This is a genomic window from Paenibacillus swuensis (assembly GCF_001644605.1).
In the GTDB taxonomy this organism is placed as follows: domain Bacteria; phylum Bacillota; class Bacilli; order Paenibacillales; family DY6; genus Paenibacillus_N; species Paenibacillus_N swuensis.
The window spans coordinates 854,280-873,139 of record NZ_CP011388.1; the positions used below are offsets into that span (position 1 = coordinate 854,280).

16 protein-coding genes are annotated in these 18,860 nt (G+C 52.7%); 5 read left to right on the forward strand and 11 right to left on the reverse strand.

Going from position 1 to position 18,860, the window contains the following annotated elements; translation table 11 throughout:
* From SY83_RS03655 to coxB, 3 genes are all read right to left on the reverse strand, one after another.
* Complete coding sequence (locus SY83_RS03655; RefSeq protein WP_068604341.1) at window positions 1-621, reverse strand: cytochrome (ubi)quinol oxidase subunit III; 621 nt, start codon at window positions 619-621, stop codon at window positions 1-3.
* Window positions 618-2,471: a cytochrome c oxidase subunit I gene (ctaD, locus tag SY83_RS03660; RefSeq protein WP_068610855.1), complete on the reverse strand. Its 1,854-nt coding sequence runs from the start codon at window positions 2,469-2,471 to the stop codon at window positions 618-620. Before ctaD ends, SY83_RS03655 begins: the two co-directional genes overlap by 4 nt.
* Before the next feature lie 77 nt (window positions 2,472-2,548).
* Window positions 2,549-3,568 carry a cytochrome c oxidase subunit II gene (coxB, locus tag SY83_RS03665; RefSeq protein WP_068604343.1) on the reverse strand — a complete coding sequence of 340 codons (1,020 nt, stop codon included), beginning with the start codon at window positions 3,566-3,568 and terminating at the stop codon, window positions 2,549-2,551.
* Window positions 3,569-3,868: 300 nt separating this feature from the next.
* On the opposite strand from coxB, the gene SY83_RS03670 reads away from it, so the two are divergent.
* Entirely contained in the window at window positions 3,869-4,585 is a 717-nt protein-coding gene (locus tag SY83_RS03670) for a YhcN/YlaJ family sporulation lipoprotein (protein WP_068604345.1), read from the forward strand.
* A 496-nt stretch (window positions 4,586-5,081) separates the two neighbouring features.
* On the opposite strand, the gene SY83_RS03675 is transcribed toward SY83_RS03670, so the two are convergent.
* Window positions 5,082-7,526 carry a glycoside hydrolase family 31 protein gene (locus tag SY83_RS03675; RefSeq protein ID WP_068604347.1) on the reverse strand — a complete coding sequence of 815 codons (2,445 nt, stop codon included), beginning with the start codon at window positions 7,524-7,526 and terminating at the stop codon, window positions 5,082-5,084.
* A gap of 201 nt (window positions 7,527-7,727) precedes the next feature.
* Between SY83_RS03675 and SY83_RS03680 the strand changes: the two genes are divergently transcribed.
* A complete protein-coding gene (locus SY83_RS03680) occupies window positions 7,728-9,647 on the forward strand; it encodes a DEAD/DEAH box helicase (protein ID WP_082882295.1) in 1,920 nt (639 codons plus the stop codon).
* A gap of 599 nt (window positions 9,648-10,246) precedes the next feature.
* Complete coding sequence (locus SY83_RS03685) at window positions 10,247-10,582, forward strand: winged helix-turn-helix transcriptional regulator (protein WP_068610859.1); 336 nt, start codon at window positions 10,247-10,249, stop codon at window positions 10,580-10,582.
* A 275-nt stretch (window positions 10,583-10,857) separates the two neighbouring features.
* Here the strand turns inward: SY83_RS03685 and SY83_RS03690 are convergent, their stop codons facing one another.
* The 5 genes from SY83_RS03690 to SY83_RS03710 all read right to left on the reverse strand — a co-directional run bounded on the left by SY83_RS03690 (window position 10,858) and on the right by SY83_RS03710 (window position 14,490).
* Window positions 10,858-11,571, reverse strand: a complete 714-nt coding sequence (locus tag SY83_RS03690) for a hypothetical protein (protein WP_068604348.1) — start codon at window positions 11,569-11,571, stop codon at window positions 10,858-10,860.
* On the reverse strand, window positions 11,568-12,725 hold the full coding sequence (locus tag SY83_RS03695) for a hypothetical protein (protein ID WP_068604350.1): 1,158 nt from the start codon (window positions 12,723-12,725) through the stop codon (window positions 11,568-11,570). Before SY83_RS03695 ends, SY83_RS03690 begins: the two co-directional genes overlap by 4 nt.
* Window positions 12,725-13,381: a hypothetical protein gene (locus tag SY83_RS03700; RefSeq protein WP_068604352.1), complete on the reverse strand. Its 657-nt coding sequence runs from the start codon at window positions 13,379-13,381 to the stop codon at window positions 12,725-12,727. The genes SY83_RS03695 and SY83_RS03700 overlap by 1 nt, the downstream gene beginning before the upstream one ends.
* Window positions 13,378-13,971: an RNA polymerase sigma factor gene (locus tag SY83_RS03705; RefSeq protein WP_231891367.1), complete on the reverse strand. Its 594-nt coding sequence runs from the start codon at window positions 13,969-13,971 to the stop codon at window positions 13,378-13,380. Before SY83_RS03705 ends, SY83_RS03700 begins: the two co-directional genes overlap by 4 nt.
* A gap of 114 nt (window positions 13,972-14,085) precedes the next feature.
* On the reverse strand, window positions 14,086-14,490 hold the full coding sequence (locus SY83_RS03710; protein WP_082882297.1) for a GNAT family N-acetyltransferase: 405 nt from the start codon (window positions 14,488-14,490) through the stop codon (window positions 14,086-14,088).
* 166 nt (window positions 14,491-14,656) lie between these two features.
* Between SY83_RS03710 and SY83_RS03715 the strand changes: the two genes are divergently transcribed.
* Complete coding sequence (locus SY83_RS03715; RefSeq protein ID WP_197480028.1) at window positions 14,657-16,075, forward strand: NAD-dependent malic enzyme; 1,419 nt, start codon at window positions 14,657-14,659, stop codon at window positions 16,073-16,075.
* A 302-nt stretch (window positions 16,076-16,377) separates the two neighbouring features.
* Here SY83_RS03715 and SY83_RS03720 read toward each other — a convergent pair whose 3' ends face one another.
* Window positions 16,378-17,292 (reverse strand): RCC1 domain-containing protein, encoded by a 915-nt coding sequence (locus SY83_RS03720; protein ID WP_068604359.1) that lies wholly within the window; start codon window positions 17,290-17,292, stop codon window positions 16,378-16,380.
* Between the two features lie 8 nt (window positions 17,293-17,300).
* A complete protein-coding gene (locus tag SY83_RS03725; protein WP_197480029.1) occupies window positions 17,301-17,858 on the reverse strand; it encodes a bifunctional transcriptional activator/DNA repair enzyme AdaA in 558 nt (185 codons plus the stop codon).
* 190 nt (window positions 17,859-18,048) lie between these two features.
* On the opposite strand from SY83_RS03725, the gene SY83_RS03730 reads away from it, so the two are divergent.
* Window positions 18,049-18,813, forward strand: a complete 765-nt coding sequence (locus tag SY83_RS03730; RefSeq protein ID WP_068610861.1) for an SDR family oxidoreductase — start codon at window positions 18,049-18,051, stop codon at window positions 18,811-18,813.
* The last annotated feature ends 47 nt before the right edge of the window (window positions 18,814-18,860 follow it).

The window sequence follows — 18,860 nt, forward strand, 5'->3', positions numbered from 1 at the left end:
TTAACCCACCTTTCCCATCAAGTAGACGACTGTGAAGATGAACACCCACACAACGTCGATAAAGTGCCAGTACAGCGAAGCTACGTAAATCTTCGGCGCGGTTACCACAGTCAGACCTTTGCGGAACAGTTGAGCGATCAGCAAGGTGATCCAGCATATACCGAACGCTACGTGAGCTCCGTGGAAACCGACCAAGGAGTAGAACGATGTCGAGAAGGCGCTTGTGGAGAACTTGTGGCCTTCATGAACATAGTGATAGAACTCATAGATTTCCAGACCCAGGAAGCAGGCTCCGAACAGGACGGTAATACCTAACCAGATTGCCATTTCCTTTACCTTCTGACGGTGCATCGCCTGAATGGCAAGTACACTCGTCATGGAGGAAGTCAGGAGCAAGAAGGTAGCTAATGCGATTAGTGGAAGCTCGAACAATTGCTGCGCCGTCTTACCGTCGGCTACATTGTGTCTTAGAGCAAGGAATGCAGAGAACAAGGTACCGAACAGGACGGTTTCCCCGCCGAGGAACAACCAGAAGCCCAGAATCTTATTGCGGCCTTCCAGTGTGGCTTTCTCGGGATCGTGGGGTAAAACTCCGTTCGCATGATGATCGTGACTACTCATGCTTTAATCCCCCTGTCCTTGTTGATTTCATCTTCTTCAATATGGAAGCCCGCATCGTCATAGACCGAACGCAGGAACATGCTGCCGAATGTAATCAGCAAGCCTACACCCGCAACAACATAGCTGCTGAACAGGTTCGCAAGCGCCGCGTTCATGAATTCATTCTCCGCATACATGAAGCCAAAGCCTGCGATGAACAAACCGAGAGACATAAAGAACGGCAGAATGGACGGTGAAGGCATATGGATCGGTCCGATCGGTTCCGCAGGAGTCATCTCCGCGTTGCCGGCCATCTTCTCTTTCCAGAAAGCATCGTATCCGCGAACAAGCGGAGTTTGCGCAAAGTTGTATTCAGGCGCCGGTGAAGGAATGGACCATTCCAGCGTACGTCCGTCTTCCCAATGATCGCCTTTGGCTGTTCTTGGTTGAGACAGAGAATAAACGATGTTGATGATAAAGATAATCGTACCCACACCCATCGCGAATGCGCCGATGGAGGAAACGAGATTCAACGTATCCCAGCCTAAGCCTTCAAGATAGGTGAATACGCGGCGAGGCATACCCATCAGTCCCAGGAAATGCTGTACGAAGAATGTAAGATGGAAGCCGATGAAGAACGTCCAGAACGTTAGTTTGCCCAGCATTTCGTTCAGCCCTACGCCGAACATCTTCGGCCACCAGTAGTGAACACCGGAGAATAATCCGAGTACCAGACCGCCGACGATAACATAGTGGAAATGCGCTACTACGAAGTAGGAGTCATGATATTGGAAGTCAGCCGGAGCCGCCGCCAACATGACGCCGGTTACGCCGCCCATAACGAAGGTCGGGATAAAGCCGATCGCGAACAAGTTAGCTGCTGTAAAGCGGATTTGTCCGCCCCACATGGTGAAGATCCAGTTAAAGATCTTGATACCTGTCGGTACCGCGATCAACATCGTAGCGATCGAGAACAAGGAGTTCGCAACCGGACCTAAGCCCGTTGTGAACATATGATGGGCCCAAACCATGAAGCCCAGGAAACCGATCAGCGCGGTTGCGAATACCATGGAGCTGTATCCGAACAGGCGCTTCCTGGAGAAAGTCGAGATGACTTCAGAGATAATACCGAAAGCCGGAAGAATCAGAATGTATACTTCGGGATGTCCGAAGATCCAGAAGATATGCTCCCAGAGTACGCCTGTACCGCCGTTCGCCGCAACGAAGAAGTTACCGCTGAACATCCGGTCAAAGCTCATCGTTACCAATCCTACCGCCAGGGCAGGGAAAGCGAACAAGATCAATGCCGACGTAATGAAAGCCGACCATGTGAACATCGGCATACGCATGAAGGACATGCCCGGCGCTCTCATGTTAATAATCGTGACGAGGAAGTTAATCCCTCCGACTAACGTACCGATACCGGCGATTTGCAAGCCGATCGCGTAGAAGTCCATGCTCTTGCCGCCGGAGAAATCCGGTCCCGCGAGCGGGAAGTAAGCCGTCCAGCCTGCCGCAGGCACATCGCCGACGATCCAGGCCACGTTCAGCAGCAATCCGCCGAAGAAGAATGTCCAGAATCCGATGGCGTTAACGAAAGGATACGCGACGTCGCGCGCTCCGATCTGCAGAGGAACAATCGCATTCATTAATGCGAAGATGACGGGCATCGCCGCCAGGAAGATCATCGTGGTGCCGTGCATGGTCAGAAGGGAGTTGAACGTTTCCGCGGAAACAACATCTTTCTCCGGACCCATGAGCTGCCAACGAATTAACAAGGCTTCCAATCCGCCGATCAGGAAGAAGAATCCGCCGGCGATTAAGTAAAGAATACCGATTTTCTTATGGTCAACCGTTGTGAGCCAATCCATCAACCCACTGTAACGCTTAACTTGATGATGTGCAGTATGTGCCGCCAATGCCTAAACCCCCTTTACTTAGCTAGTAACTATTGCTTGATGCTAGACTTGAGTCCCGATAAATATTCAGCAATGCCGTCAAGTTCCTCTTCCGTAAGGTCCACTTCAGGCATAAGGTTGCCCGGTTTCACTTCCTGAGGCTTGTCGATCCAGTGCTTGATGTTTTCTTTGTTGTTCTCGAGGATGCCTGCAATTGTTTCGCGGCTGCCGATGCCTGTAAGGTTCGGCGCGAATTGAACGCCTTGATCGCCGACAGCGTGACAAGACAGACATTGCTTTGTGAACACTTCTTTAATGTCAGCATCAGCCGGCAATGCAACGGAAGCTTTCATCGAGCTGACCCATCCGTCGAAGCTCTGCTCGTCCACCGAACGAACTTTGAAATCCATATAAGCATGAGACGCTCCGCAAAGCTCGGCGCACTTGCCTCGGTAAACTCCTTCATTCGGAGCTTCTAAATACATCGTGTTGATGTTGCCTTCGCCTACGTTCGTATCCATCTTACCGCCCAGTGACGGTACCCAGAAGGAGTGAAGCACATCGGTGGAAACCAACTCAATGTGAATTTTCTTGCCTGTAGGAATGATCAGGTCTTGGGCTGTCTTGATCCCAAGCTCAGGATAATCGAATTCCCACCAGAATTGGTGAGCCGTTACCTTTACTTTAATGGCTTCAGGATCTTTCGAGTAATCATGAGCCAAGTTAAACGTAGTTCTTACCGTTGGAATCGCCAGGACAACCAACAGAAGAATAGGAATAACCGTCCAAAGAATTTCTAATTTATGGTTCCCTTCCACCTGAACCGGAATATCCGTTTGGCCGGGACGGCGTCTGAAGCGAATAAGAACATAAATTGCTAAAGCGAATACAATTAAGACTACGCCGATCATAATTGAAATCGATAATTTCATTAGATCGTACTGTTGTTGTGCAACAGGACCTTGCGGTAGGAGCGTCGACGTATCTGGTTCTCCACATCCCGCCAGTAAAATCGCCAATGCCGCGAAGATTGGCAGGAGACGTTTTACATAGTGCCACCGATTCATCACTCATCAACCCCACTTCTGTGTTTTAATAGAACGCCCGTTCGGTTTCTGACATTCTATTACTAATACCATGATGGCATTCCAATGTCAATAATTTGTCACCTTATTAAATATAGTTTCGGGTCACACATTTGTCAATGTTCAGAGGAAAGTTCACAAATTGTTCTAAATCCTTGCGCTGTCTGAAAAAAATGAAGTTTTTACTTGCAATTTCACCCCCTTTTTGCCGCCTAAAAAGTGCCATTTATAATTAACCAAATTAAGAGAATTCTATAGATAATCGAGTTAAAAAGGAGACGGACTATGAGGAAACCGACAAAAACCGACTTTACAGGCAGCATTCTGTCCATTCTCAGTATTACCCTAATGTTAAGCGCCTGCAATCATCCGCAGAAAATATATATGGATAAGAAGAAAATCGAGACATATAGCGACCCCGGCAGTCAGTCCTACGGCACATTGGTGTATGATCCGAAGCAGCATGATAATAAGCGTTTTGAGTATAGCGGCAAAATATCGCAAGAGGTCGCTTCCATGGACGGCGTGTCCGGCGCGATTGTGATGCTGACCGAGCGGAACGCGTACGTTGCCGTGATTATCGACGATTCCGGATTGGACATTCGCGGGGACGGTGCAGTGAAGAACCTGACACCCATGGGCTCAACCCATGCCGCTAAGGAGAACCAGGCCCAGAATTGGCACGGTCGCAAGGTCATCACGGACAGCAACTCCTACTACTCGGTGGAGAACCCGAATAATCTAGCTAAGGAGTTTAAGCAAAAAATCGCCAACAAAGTCCGCGCCCTGAGCCCGCATGTGCTCGAGGTGCATATTTCCGCCAACCACGACTACGTGAACACCATGGCGGAATATGCCAAAGAGGGTTGGCTGGGTCACGATACCAAGCCGTTGGTCAAGAACTTTAATAAGACGGCGAAGTACTATTTCTTGGAGTTGCCCAATAGAGAGTCAACGAAAGGTAAATCCACACCGCTCAATGAGCTGCCTGGACCAAAGTAACCTCATAAGGGCCAAAAGGGCGTTATCCCTTTGAGTCAGCAGGTTGATGGGCCGGATGATCTGGTTGCTCTGATGGATGATATATGTCTAAATGTCCAAATTGGGCGATATCCCTTTGACTCAGCTCGATTATTTTTGCCGGATTGATGACGATTGCTGTATGTCTGCGCGTCTCAAATGGGCGTTATCCCTTTGATTCAGCTTGAATGTGGTGGGCAGTCGGGTGGATGATGAATAATGTGGTGGGCTTGCTTGGTGGATGCTGTATGTCTACATGTCCAAAAAGGGGGTTATCCCTTCGACTCAGCTAAAATAATTTATCAGGTAGTCCAAAAAACCTAACTGAATTTAATAGGATTTCGGGAATTTGGAATTGCTGAGGCAACGGGATATCGGGGGGTTTGGAGGTTGGGGAGATAGGTTGGTGGTCAGGCTTGCGACAAAATAAGGGCTATCCGTGTTAACTCTGCTGAGTCAACGGGATAGCCCTCTTTTATTATGAAATGGTGATTGTGCCGCCCGCCGAAGACGGAGCAAATTTCACCAGCAACTCGCGCTTATCCGCGTCATAGGCCCAGCCGGATTCGGCATGTACAATGCCTTCCGCGCCAACCCGGTTCAAGCCCGCCACATCCGACGGCTCAAACGCCGCAAACTTGAAGTTCACCAGCCAGCCGCTATGCTCGGACTCGTAACCCTTGTGCGCATACTCGTAAGACAATACCGCACCCGCAGCACTCTCTTCCACGCCAATGCTTACCACGTTGTACTTGCCCTGCTCGTAGGCAAACGTCGCTCCGTCATCCTCGTACAGTTCATAGCCGTAAGAACCGTCGCCGCCAACACCGTACACGTTCAACCGCAACACGCCGTCTGTGGCTTCTTCCGCATAATGCGTCTGGCTTTGCTCCGGCATCAGGGATCCCGCCTTCACATACATCGGCATCACATGCAACGGCGCATGCGCCAAAATATGCTGACCGCCCTCATAAAGACGACCCGTCCAATAGTCATGCCACACGCCCTCCGGCAAATACACGGACCGGTGAGCCGTATCCGGCCGGATGATCGGCGCAATAATCATATCGCTGCCGAACAGGAACTGATCGCACAGATTCAACACATTCGGATCATTCGGATACTCCAGCACAAACGGACGCATCACCGGCATACCCGTCACCGAAGCTTCAAAGAACAAGTTGTACAGATGCGGCATCAGACGGTAACGCAGGTTCACGTACTCGCGCACAATGTTCTCCACTTCCGGCCCGAACGACCAAGGCTCCTGACGCACCGAATCCAATACAGAATGGTTCCGGCAGTAAGGGAAGAATACGCCCATTTGCGTCCAACGCACCAACAGATCTCCCGTCGTGTGATGCGCAAACCCGCCGATATCCGGCCCTGTGAACGGAATTCCGGATAGTCCCAGATTCAGACACATCGGCATCGCCATCGCCATATGCTCCCAGAACGAACGGTTATCCCCCGTCCATACGGCCGCATAACGCTGAATTCCAGAGTACCCTGCCCGTGTAAGTACAAAAGGACGCTCCCCGTTCAACTGCTCGCGCAATCCTTCATAAGTCGCTTTGGACATCAGCATTCCGTACAGGTTATGAAGCTCCTCATGCGTCTTCATGTTCCCGTTGTTACGGTGAATGACGTCCAAGTCCATCGTCTTGGATTCGTTAAATACCGCAGGCTCATTCATATCATTCCATACACCCTGGATGCCCATGTCCGTGTAGAACCGGTGCTTGTCCGCCCACCAACGGCCGACTTCGTCCTCCGTAAAGTCAGGGAACGCCGAGTCGCCCGGCCATACGGGTCCGATGAAGAGGTCGCCTTCGATCTTTTTGCAAAAGAAATCGTTCAGCACGCCTTCCTTATATATCTCATAACGCGGGTCCTGCTTCACGCCCGGATCGACGATCGGCACAATCCGCATGCCCATCGCCCGCAGCTCCTTCATCATCTCCATCGGATTCGGGAACCGCGTCTTGTCGAACGTGAACACCCGGTACTCGTCCATATAGTGAATGTCGAGGTAGATGACGTCGCATGGAATGTTTTTGTCCCGGAATGAGCGCGCCAGCTCCAGCACTTCTTCCTGACTCATATAGCTGTAACGGGATTGGTGATACCCGATCGACCATTTCGGCGGAACCGTCATGCGGCCCGTCAAATCGGTGTAACGCTTCACTACGTCCTTGAGCACAGGCCCTTTAATAATGTAGTAATCCATTTCGCCGGTGCTGTTTTGAACCGTGTAATAGTCTGTCATCGTCCGCATATCGAACGTCGTCTTGCCCGGATTATCGAGGAACAGACCGTAGGCACTGCCGTTTTTGAAATGAATCAGGAACGGAATCGACTCGTACAATGCTTCAATTTCCGGCACATGCGGGGCAAAAACATCCGTATTCCACATCTCATAACGCTCACCGCGCTTATCGAGGAAGCTGGTCTTCTCCCCCAAGCCGTAAAAATGCGCCGCGCTGTCCATATGGTTAAAGGTCGTCACGCCGCCTTTGTTGTCCCAGATGACGTTGTTTTGTGTGTAAAATGGGTTGCCGTCCAAGTCTTCCGCCTGCAGGGTGAAATTGTCCTTCGTGATGACAACTTGCATCGTACTTGTGCGAAGCGTAATCGCCGCATCCGTTTCATGCACAGTCAATTCCTGAGGGGACGTCCGTTGCGGCAGCACTCCCACGGTTGTATCCAGGCTGAATTCCGCTACAAAAAACAACTTAATCCGCACAATATCATCGCTGACAAAAGAAACCGCCACATTCGCATTCAGGCAGTCAAACCGATATACATAATCCGACACTTTACGAAATTCCCGCACATAGCCGATGTTGCGCATGTTGGTGCCGACGGTGGCCATCTTGGTTTTGTCCGGATGGATCGCCGCGCTGGTTGAATCTAGATTCATAGTTCATCTTCCATTCTGTAAGTTGGTACACGCTGAATTGAGTACAATGTACAATATTTTACGGGTGACGGATGTTTTCCACAACCGAAGATATTGACCCCGAACCGCATACGAAATTGATCTGTGGTATACTACGGAGAGTTTGATTTTCACAAAATGTGGAACACTACGATTATCGCATCTTAAAAGGAGCTATTATTCATGGATATAACGAACGGACATACATCTGCGGAAGACACGTCAGAACAAGGCGGAAAACCGGCGGCGGGCGGCGGCAAAAGTGCTTTCTCCGCGCTCGGCATACGCCCTGAGCTTGTTGAAGCTTTGAAATCAAGCGGCGTTTCCGAGCCTACACCGGTACAATCGCAATCCATTCCCCTGTTGCTGAAAGACCGGGATCTCATCGCTCAAGCACAGACGGGCACAGGCAAGACATTAGCCTTCGTCCTTCCGATGCTGGAGAAGATCAATACTAAGTCTTCCCACGTGCAAGGGCTAATTATTACACCAACGCGGGAGCTGGCTCTGCAAATCACGAACGAACTGAAGAAGCTTGCCCCCGTGGTCGGCGCTAAAGTACTGGCGGCTTACGGCGGACAAGATGTGGAACGTCAGGTCCATCGACTTAAAGGCGACATTCACATTGTCGTGGGTACACCGGGCCGTTTGTTGGATCACTTGCGCAGAGGAACGGTTGAATTCGGTCACCTTCGCATGCTGGTATTAGATGAAGCGGATCAAATGCTACATATGGGATTCCTGGCTGAAGTGGAAGAAATTATTTCGCAATCGTCGGGACGCCGGCAAACGATGCTGTTCTCCGCTACGATGCCCGCACAAATTCGTCACTTGGCTTCCAGCTACCTGAAGCATCCGGAAGAAGTGCGCGTTGCCGGACGCAAGGTGACACTGGATGAGATCGAACAGATCGTCATTGAAACGACGGACCGCGGCAAACAAGACGCATTGATTAAATATATGCAGGAGGATCCTCCGTTTTTGGGGATTATTTTCTGCAGGACGAAGCGGCGGGCGGCGGCATTAAATGAAGCTTTGATTGACCAGGGCTTCATGGCGGACGAGCTCCACGGAGACTTGTCCCAAGCGAAGCGCGAAGCGGTACTGAAGAAATTCCGCGAAGCGAAGCTTCAGTTCCTCGTAGCGACCGATATCGCCGCGCGCGGACTGGACATCGAAGGCATCACGCACGTGTACAACTACGATGTGCCGCCCGATGCGGAAGGCTACATCCACCGAATCGGCCGTACGGGACGCGCGGGACAACGCGGTGTTGCGGTCACGTTCGCAACGCCGCATGACCGTCAAGAGCTGATCAAGATTGAGAAAGGCACGGACGGCAAGCTGCGCAAGATCGGCGGCGCGCGGCAGAACGTGAACTCGCGCGACATGGACCGCGCGGACATAAGCGACAGCGGGCGCGGCAGTGCGCGCAGCGGCGGACGCGGAAGCGCGCGTGACGGCGGGCGCGGGCGCAGCAATGCGGGGCGCAACAGCAACGCGAGCGCGGGCCGCGGCGGCAAGGGCGCCGGCGCCGGTAAGCGCGGCGGCTTCGGCGGCGCTACGGGCGGACGCGCGGGCGCGGGCGAGCGCGGCGGCTTTGGCCGCAGCGAAGGCGCCGGCAGCGCACGGGGCGGCGACCGCGCCAAGAGCGGCGGCTTCGCCGGGCGCTCGGGCAGCGAGCGCGATGAGCGCGGCAGCTTCGCCAGCGCGGGCGGCGGGCGTGGACGCGGCGAGCAGCGCGAGGGCCAAGGCGGCTACGTCGGCCGCCAGAACGAGCGCGCCGCGCGCAGCGGCCTGGGCGGCCCGAGCGGCCGCGCTGAAGGCGCCGGCGGCGCGCGCGGTGAGCGCAGCGGCGGCGGGCCGAGCAGCGGCTTCGGCAGCGCGAAGGCGCGCGAAGGCGCACGCACGGCCGGCAGCGAGCGCAGCCAGGGCGGCGGCAGCTACGCGGCGGCGCGCGGCGGCAAAGGCGGCGGCGCGAGCTTCGGCGGCGCCAAGGGCAAGGGCGGCTTCGCCGGCCGCAGCGGCGGCGGCAAGCCGGGCGCGGGCCCGCGCGGCGGTAGCTCAGGCGGGCGCGGCGGCAAAGGCGGCCGTGGCCGCTAAACGCGGAGCGTAACCTTAGCGCCGAGCGTAGCCTTTAGCGCGTACGTAACGTTAGCACGGGGCGCACATGTTTTCGAGAGCACATCCGTCAGCACGGAGCTTAGCCGTTACCGTCGACGCAACGAGCTCGACCCATTAGGCACGCAACCGACTCCACTCAACCCCCTAAATCACATCTACGTGAATTAGGGGGTTTTTGCTCATGCTTTTTCCGCGTTGAAGGTAACGATTTACTCTGACGTGTGCGCCATATTCCTTGTTTTGGACACTTTTATGAATATTGTCGGTAATAAGGAAATGAATTTCTCTCGTGTGTCTTCTGGACTGCACCTAAGTGAAATTCGTTACGCTATTCGGCAGAAGACGTTCCATTTCGGCGGTTAACCGCGTAATTCGACAACATTCGAACGTAACTCATTTCCTTATCCCTCTCAGTATAGGTACATATCCCTGTTGTCCTTGTGAACCAGGGAGGTTTGGTTAGATAAATTTATGATTTTGCCCAAAATAACCGCCCTTTCCAGTTGAAGTTACTTACTTTTCGACAGAGGCTGTGCTATGATGGAGCAAAGGAGATGGTTCAAATGGAGGAACGGGATATGTGCGAAAAGTTCCAGATGTGTCCGCAATTTGAATCCGCTTTCCAGATACTGAGCAAGCGCTGGTCGGGTCTCATCATCCGAGTGCTCCTCGAGGGGCCGAAGCGGTTTAAAGATATATCTGTACTGATCCCTAACATTAGTGACCGGATGCTCATTGAGCGTTTCCGGGAGCTGGAAGCTGAAGGAATCCTGGTGCGGCATGTGTATCCTGAAGTGCCGGTTCGGATTGAATACGAGTTAACCGAGAAAGGCCGGATGCTGAAGCCTGCTATGGATGAGATTCACAAATGGGCGAAGACGTGGTCTTTGTGTAAAGAAGAAGTGGAAACTTAAGTTTAAGAAAAGAGGAGTCTATCTCCTCTTTTTTTTGATGAAAATACAACTGAAACTCATAACGAAGATGTAAACCATCAAGTGAACAGTGGAGAAATGCACATAGATTTCGAAAAAGTAGATAATGTTTAAAAAACTTTAATATTTCACTTATCATGATCAGAGAGTCATAGCGAATGTTGATCAACAAACAAATCAAATTGCATATCTAACTATATTTTAATCTAATATCCAATAGAAATTGCCTTCCCTGCTCCAGGGAAGGCAATTCTTCGTTATGCTTTAAAACTCCACAAAGGCGATTTAACACCCGTGCCAAGCGTATATTGGTTCCCGTTCGCGTAATATTCGACTTTAAGCGACTTGGGCAGCACTATGGTAAGCCGCACATGCTGCGAGTGGTCGTTGAGACCATGACGGTACGGCGGATCTTTCAGCGTGATAAACATGGTCTTGTCTACGGTTGTGACGGTGTAGAATTGCTCTGCGACCGGCAGCGTCGTCACATCCCGCCCCACACTCTTTACAGCGCGAAAGGTGCCGAACAAGCTCACTTGTCGCCCTTCCGCAGCCTCCACTTGTACGGGCCAAGGGGTGTAAGCCTCGCTTCGGACCACTACGCGTTCCACGCCGCCAGGTACCGTCTGGTTCAGAGCAGGCACATCTTCTGTGGATTCCTCCGCGTTTACGGCGTAACGGATTTCTTCCATCACCCCGGTCGTTGTTAACGCCGTTAAACCCAGGCACATCATGCCGAACAGTCCGACAAACAAGATACTGAACACGTCCCAGCGAAGGACCGGGTTCTCTTTGCGGTAAACGGCCAAGTACACCAGCATCTCCGCCCCCACCAGCACAAAGATGATCGGCCACCACAAACTAAGCGCATCCGCCGCCTCCTTGCCGGACCATTGGGAAGTGAGCAATACGATTCCCGCCAAAATCAAGCAAACCGCCATCGATAACGTGCCTACACGCCATTGTTTCATGACGGGTCAGCCCCTTTCTTTTTGCCGCCGAAGAGCAGTTTAATGCCCCCCGCCATAAGCAGCAGCGAAACCAGCGTGGTTTGGAAATATTGATTATAGAACACATAGATTTGATTGTTGTCCAAAATACGCACCAGCAGGTCCACCAGCACATGATCCAGCAAATAGAAACCGCCCAGCACCAGCAGTCCGATGCCGATCCAGCGTTGATGATTCATTAAACCTTCCACAAGAGGCACATCCTTCAGCGGCTCATTGGCCTGATATCGAGAAACTTGCTGCAGCGCGTCAAAAAAACTATAGAACCATATGATCGGGATTAGAAAAAGGAACAGCGACAGGCGCAGGAGATCCAGCACGTAGACGGATAACAGGAAGAATGCCATGAACTGCAGTCCGCGCCGCTGCAATCCTAAGTACAAGTGGCCCGCTCCTGGAAAAATCGACAGCAGGGTTGCCACGACTTTACTTTTGCGGCCGGCTTCCCGGTGGTGATCCAAGTCCTCTAAGATGGTGCGATCGACCAGCACTTCGCCGCGTTGTTTGCGATGCAATAATTGGACGGCGTCAAACATGGAATAGAACCAGATGACCGGCAGAGCGCCCAAGAAAACCAAGAATCCTTCCACGTTGGTCAGCACAGATACGAAAATCACCATAATGCCTAAGCCGAAGAATCCGATTAAAAGCGTAAGCCCTCGCTGCATTAATCCCAATTGGAAATGGCCGAGTCCCGGGATAAAAGACAGCAGGATGGTGAAGAATCGCTCATCTGCTCCTGTGCGCTGCGGGTATTGCAAGCTCGCCCCATTAAACGATGCAGAGGGCTCCTGTAACTCCCCGCCCGCGGAAACCTCGCCATAACCGGGAACACCAGCCGCCGCATATTGGCTTGGTATACGTCTGGCTCCGCCGGAGACCAGTGTGAAAATCATATCCAGGCCGCTGGCCAGCCAGATCATAACGGCCAGGATTGCTCCGGGTTCCCCCGCTTCTTCGCTTCCTGCGACCATAAGAAAGAAGGAAAACCCCAGTATGCCGATGATGCTGAAGGCATATATGATCGCTCTGATTTTGCGTTCCAAATAAAAGTGTCCTAAACCCGGTATAGCTGTCATGATCAATGCCAAAAAAGCATTCTTACGCGTATTCATTATCTGCGATCCCCCTTTATCCATCCTTGAGCCGGCAATTCGTCCAAGACGCTGCCGGTTCTGTTCATAATCTGATCCGATATGGATCGGTATCCTTCGCCGTTGAGGTTTGTTGAAAGCTGGGTTGATTGCGTCAGCAAGCTCTGGAATACGCCGGAGGACATCAGCAACAACGTAATCGCGGCAGCAACAGCATAGTGGAACCAGGTTCTGCGCCGTACCACTTTGTAAGCATCGGGTTTAGGCATCGCCGTTAATGCAACGGGTGCGGATTCGGTTTCTATGGCCGCCAACCGAAGCATAACCTGATCTGTAAATGCGGCTGAGACCGCGTCTGCGTGCTGTCCGACTGGCTGCATATCGGCTGTATTTGCCTGAACGTCACCCGTATTCACCTGCATGTCACCCGGATCTGGGTGCATGTCGCTCGCATCTAGCTGAATATCACCGGCACCCGCCTCCATCGCAACCATGTAAACACCTAAACATTGCTCGCAATCGTACAGATGATCTTCCATGCGCAGCTGTTCAGCATCTGTCAACGAACCGATCGCATACTGTCGCCACGCCGACTCGGTGTAATGCGCTCCTGCTTTTGCAGCTTCCGTACCTTCCACGTCTACCCCTTTTTTCGGGACTCTCGCCTCTTCCGTCATCTGAAGTCCTCCTCCTTCCAGTGTTCTCGCATCCACTTGCGCGCCCGGTAGAGCTTCGACTCTACCGTCTTCACTTCAACCCCCTGCTCCGCGGCAATCTCCTGATAGCTCTGCTCGCGTATATAGTAAGCCTGAATGACCTCGCGATAATTCTCGGGCATTTCATGTATGCGGCGTTCCAGGTCCCGAGCCCGCTCCCGCAGGGCGTAAGCTTGCTCCACCGGGCGTTCGCCCGCCATGACGGCGGCGCTCGCCGCAACCGCTGCGGCCGCGGGACGCCGGGCTGCCGCGGCCGCCGGCCCTTGCGCCAAGGCTTCGCGCAGCTCGCCCGGCGCCTCCACAAGCTCCTCGCGGCTTCGCGCCCGCCGCCGCGACACATCGATGGCGTGGTTCACCGCCAATCGGGACACCCACGTCTTGAAGCCTTGTCCGTGGTACTGCGGAAGGGAGAGATACAGCTTCACGAACACTTCCTGCGCCGTGTCTTCGGCATCCTTCGGATGCTTCAGCACCGAGTACACCAGCCGGTACACTTGCGCCTGATACGAATCCACAATTGCCCGGAACGCTTCGCGGTCTCCCGCCAGCACCCGTTCAATTGTCTTGCTCTCTTCGATTGCCCTCTCCCCCTTCCCTATAAATAGACGAAAGCAGGGGGTGGTCCCCCTGCAGTTGGTTTAAGAATTATTTTGCCCAGTTGCCAATTAAGTCTTCCGGGTCATCATCTCATCGGTCACAAAACCGAATCGCTCATAAAGTCCATGCGCGTCGCGCGTTGCCAGCCGCTGTTTCGTCTGCTTCACATCCGGGTGGTCCAGCACGCAGCTCATCAGCCACTTGCCCAAGCCCCGTCCGCGGTAATCTTCATGCACAATCACGTCGCAAATCCACGAAAACACCACCTTGTCCGTGACCACCCGCGCGTAACCGATCTGCTTGCCCAGCACATCATATAAGCCGAAACTGAGGGAGTTCCGCACACTTTCCACAATACTGCCGCGAACCCGATCCGACGCCCAATACGATTTCGACAACTCTCTGCATATAAAATCGATGTCCAGCAGCTCGCCCGAGTCGCTGACTTTGTATAACCCTTTCTTCCATTCCACCGGTCGTTCCACTCCGTTCACCGTTTCGTTTATCGTAGACTAGGAAATACTAACTCATTATTGGTATTATATATAGGGATTGTGTTTAAAAGCTACTATAATTAAGTCATCAGCGCAGTACATACAAGTTAGCAGCTGAAGTCCGGAGGAGGACATAACAATGGAAATGAAAAGTTTTATGGGCGGTAAAAGTGTGATTCTGCGTCTGGAGATGGATACGGAGAAAATCCGGTTCGGGGAAGTGGCGAATTTCATTTCGCAGGCGGGCGGCGATATTGTGGCGATTGACGTTATTCAGACGAGCAAAAATGTCACCGTACGCGACCTCACCATCACAGTTGGCGAATCCGGACACATTCAGAAGATTATAGAGAGCATTCCGCAGCTGTCGGGTGTGAAACTTGTTAATATTTCGGACCGGACGTTCCTGTTACACCTCGGGGGCAAAATCGCGATCACGTCCAAAACACCAATCCAGAACCGCGACGATCTGTCCCGCGTGTATACGCCGGATGTGGCGCGTGTGTGTCTGGCGATCAAGGAGGATGAGAACAAGGCTTACTCCCTTACGATCAAAAGAAACACCGTAGCCGTCGTATCCGACGGAACCGCCGTGCTGGGCCTCGGCGATATCGGGCCTTACGCGGCGATGCCTGTCATGGAAGGGAAGGCGATGCTGTTTAAGCAGTTCGCAGATGTTGACGCGTTCCCGATCTGCCTGGACACGAAGGATACCGAAGAGATCATCCGCTCCATCAAGGCCATCGCGCCGGGATTCGGCGGCATTAATCTGGAGGATATCTCCTCCCCGCGTTGCTTCGAAATCGAAGAGCGGTTGCGTAACGAGCTCGACATCCCGGTGTTCCACGACGATCAGCACGGAACCGCGGTGGTGCTTTACGCGGGCTTGATCAGCGCGCTGAAGGTCGTGGGCAAATCGATTAAAGACGTGCGCGTCGTCGTCTGCGGTATTGGCGCGGCGGGGATTGCCTGCACGAAGATTTTGCTTGCCGCTGGCGTGAAGGAGATTGTCGGGGTCGACCGGGAGGGAATGATTACGGCGGACCGGGTATACGACAATCCGATGTGGAACTGGTACGCGTCGAAGACGAATCCGGGGCGCAAAAGCGGCACGCTGCAGGAAGCGATGGTCGGCGCGGACGTATTCATCGGCTTGTCCGCCGGCGGCATCCTGAAGCGCGAGAATGTGGCGACGATGGCTGCGGATCCGATCGTGTTCGCGATGGCGAACCCTACGCCGGAGATTATGCCGCAGGAAGTGGAAGACATCGTTGGCGTGATGGCCACGGGCCGTTCGGACTTCCCGAACCAGATCAACAACGTGCTGTGCTTCCCGGGCATCTTCCGCGCGGCTCTGGATTGCCGCGCAAGCGAGATCAACGAGGAGATGAAGCTTGCCGCGGCGGAAGCGATTGCCGACTCCATCTCCGACGAGGAGCGCGACCGGTTCTACATCATCCCTTCGCCGTTCAACACGAAGGTTGTGAAGAAGATGCGCGACAGCGTTATTCGCGCAGCCATGGCCACCGGCGTCGCGCGCCGTGTACCGCGGGAGTATCGGTAGGTTTTGAACGCAAGCAACCCCGGAAGTCATACATCTTCCGGGGTTGTTCTTTGTGGCCATGGAGTTGCTGCCGGGAAAACGGTGCGGCACGTATAAATAACGTTAATTTTTAACGCTATCTTATTTTATTTGATTAATAACGTTAAAATTTAACGCTATTTTGGAGACTTCCATCAGAAGTTGCCTATTTGACTCCCCATGACGTTAAATAGCGTTAAAATTTATCACTATTTTGTCAGAAAATAAAAATAACGATAAAAAATATCCTTATTGGTTTCTACAGTTCGGAATGGCCGTGCGGGTCAGACTTCTTGCCATGGTAAGTATTCCGGCAGCCGGATGTCACCCCACCCGCTTACATTGCATTGACCAAACTCGTTATCCCCCACAGCAACCACGGTGCCGTCCGACTTAAGGCCGACGGTATGGGCACAACCCGCTGCAATCGCCACTATATCGCGCCAATCCCCTACATTACATTGGCCATATGCATTCCAACCCGCAGCCTCCACCGTACCGTCCGCTTTTAGACCAATGGTATGATTACTTCCCACCGCTATCGCCACTATTTCATGCCAGCCGCTTACATCGCACTGGTTATGTTTGTTGAAACCCACAACCTTCACCGTGCCATCCGATTGAAGACCTATCGTATGTAGATAACCTGCCCCGACCGCCACAATATTGCTCCAACCGCTTACTTTGCACTGACCATATCGATTATTACCCACAGCCCTCACCGTTACGTCCCCTTGAAGACCGACTGTATGCCAGTCCCCAACCGCGATTGCCACCATATCCCGCCAGCCGCTTACGTCGCATTCAAGTTCATGATTTCGGCCCGCAGCAACCACCGTGCCATCCGATTTCAGCCCAACGATACGGCGCCAACCTGCCGCAACGGCTACAATATCGCACCAGTCGTTCACATTACATTGGCCATGCTTATTCCAACCCACTGCCACCACCGTACTGTCAGACTTAAGACCGACGGTATGCGCATTGCCCGTGTTCGTGGCCATATGAACATTACCAGCCGCTACCGCGACAATATTGAGCCAACCGCTTACATCGCATTGGCCAAATCCGTTATCACCCGCAGCAACCACCGTACCGTCCAATTTCAGCCCAACGGTATGACGAGGGCCTGCCGCTAGGGTCTCTTTAGGCCTCCGATTCACCTTTAACACCGCTTCGTGCGGGGAATTGTTCTGCATGGTTTGGTTTACCTCCTTTTGCGGAAATCTGCGGGGGTGAATCCTGTTTTCTTTTTGAACACGGTAATGAAATAAGACGAATTCGTCATCCCTACCGCAGATCCGACTTCAGCGACGGTATATTCCGTAGATAAGAGCAACTTTTTAGCCTGCTTTATTCTCAATTGTTGAATATATTCACCCGGTGTAAGTCCCTTTACGCGCTTGAATACCCGGATCATATGATAGGGACTAGCATGGAAGACATCCGCCAGTGATTCAAGATTCAGCGGCTCCATGTAATGCTTGTTGATGTAAGCTTCGATGTGAGCTGCCCATTCCTCAAGCGGGCCCAGCACACCCTGGGGTTTACATCGTTTACAGGGACGGAACTGGGCGGATTCCGCATGTACGGCATTTTGAAACAAAAGGACGTTTTCCCGGTTCGGCACTCTCGATTTACAGGAAGGTTTGCAAAAAATGCCCGTCGTCCTCACCGCATAAATAAAAGTATGATCGTACACCCGATTATTACGTACAATGGCTTGCCACTGTTCTTCTGTTAATTCCGCTTGACCATTTACCATCATCCGCCTCACCTCCTCCATAGCATACCCTCTCTCTCTACCTAAATGAACCCAAACCAGCTATAAAAGCAAGATATCTACAGATGACTTGTTCAGGGCAACAGCGGGAAAGAGAGAGCAACATTTCAAATGTGCATCCATGATAAAACGGAGTTGTAAGCAAATGACAATATGAGGAGCTGTGTTCATGATGAGGAACTTGGAAGGTAAAGTAGCGCTGGTTACGGGAGCAAGCGGCGGAATCGGGCGGGCTATTGCTCAACGCTTCGCACAAGAAGGCGCGTTAGTAGCCGTCCATTACGGTAAAAACCGCGAGGCCGCGCTAAAGACGGTACGTATTATTGAAGAAGGAGGCGGAGCGGCTTTTCCCGTCGGAGCGGACTTGGGTCGTGTACAGGGCGTGAAACAATTATATGATTCACTCGATGCTGAACTGCTGTCGCGAACCGGAAAGACTGAAGTGGACCTTCTTGTGAACAATGCGGGCATAGCTCTATTCGGCACGGTGGACAATACGGAGGAATCGGACTTTGATGCTATTTTCGCTGTTAATGTCAAAGGCCCGTTCTACAGCATTCAGCATGCTTTGCCCCGGATGCGCGAACAAGGCCGGATCATTAACATTTCGTCCGCGGTGACAAGAATCGCCATCCCTGACGTGACCGCTTACAGTATGACCAAAGGAGCTATAAACACCCTAACATTGGCCTTGGCTAAACAATTGGCTCCCCGCGGCATAACCGTGAACGCTATTCTGCCTGGTTTCGTTGCCACCGATATGAATGCCGCCATGCTTCAAGATCCGGATTCCCGAAAGATCGGCGCTGACTTCTCTGCCTTCGGCAGGTGGGGAGAGCCGCAAGATATAGCGGACATCGCCGGTTATCTTGCCTCCCCCGACAGTCGATGGATTACTGGGCAGCTCATCGATGCCAGCGGCGGCTCTCACCTGTAACCTTAAAAAGTCCGGTTCCCGCTTGGGGCCGGACTTCTTTTCATTGT

Coding starts and splice junctions, on each gene's coding strand:
- SY83_RS03730 (WP_068610861.1), top strand. CDS start 18,049: ATGAGGAACTTGGAAGGTAAAGTAGCGCTGGTTACGGGAGCAAGCGGC.
- SY83_RS03685 (WP_068610859.1), top strand. CDS start 10,247: ATGTGCGAAAAGTTCCAGATGTGTCCGCAATTTGAATCCGCTTTCCAG.
- SY83_RS03695 (WP_068604350.1), bottom strand. CDS start 12,725: ATGAATACGCGTAAGAATGCTTTTTTGGCATTGATCATGACAGCTATA.
- SY83_RS03690 (WP_068604348.1), bottom strand. CDS start 11,571: ATGAAACAATGGCGTGTAGGCACGTTATCGATGGCGGTTTGCTTGATT.
- SY83_RS03670 (WP_068604345.1), top strand. CDS start 3,869: ATGAGGAAACCGACAAAAACCGACTTTACAGGCAGCATTCTGTCCATT.
- SY83_RS03675 (WP_068604347.1), bottom strand. CDS start 7,526: ATGAATCTAGATTCAACCAGCGCGGCGATCCATCCGGACAAAACCAAG.
- SY83_RS03700 (WP_068604352.1), bottom strand. CDS start 13,381: ATGACGGAAGAGGCGAGAGTCCCGAAAAAAGGGGTAGACGTGGAAGGT.
- SY83_RS03715 (WP_197480028.1), top strand. CDS start 14,657: ATGAAAAGTTTTATGGGCGGTAAAAGTGTGATTCTGCGTCTGGAGATG.
- SY83_RS03720 (WP_068604359.1), bottom strand. CDS start 17,292: ATGCAGAACAATTCCCCGCACGAAGCGGTGTTAAAGGTGAATCGGAGG.
- SY83_RS03680 (WP_082882295.1), top strand. CDS start 7,728: ATGGATATAACGAACGGACATACATCTGCGGAAGACACGTCAGAACAA.
- ctaD (WP_068610855.1), bottom strand. CDS start 2,471: ATGGATTGGCTCACAACGGTTGACCATAAGAAAATCGGTATTCTTTAC.
- SY83_RS03655 (WP_068604341.1), bottom strand. CDS start 621: ATGAGTAGTCACGATCATCATGCGAACGGAGTTTTACCCCACGATCCC.
- SY83_RS03725 (WP_197480029.1), bottom strand. CDS start 17,858: ATGGTAAATGGTCAAGCGGAATTAACAGAAGAACAGTGGCAAGCCATT.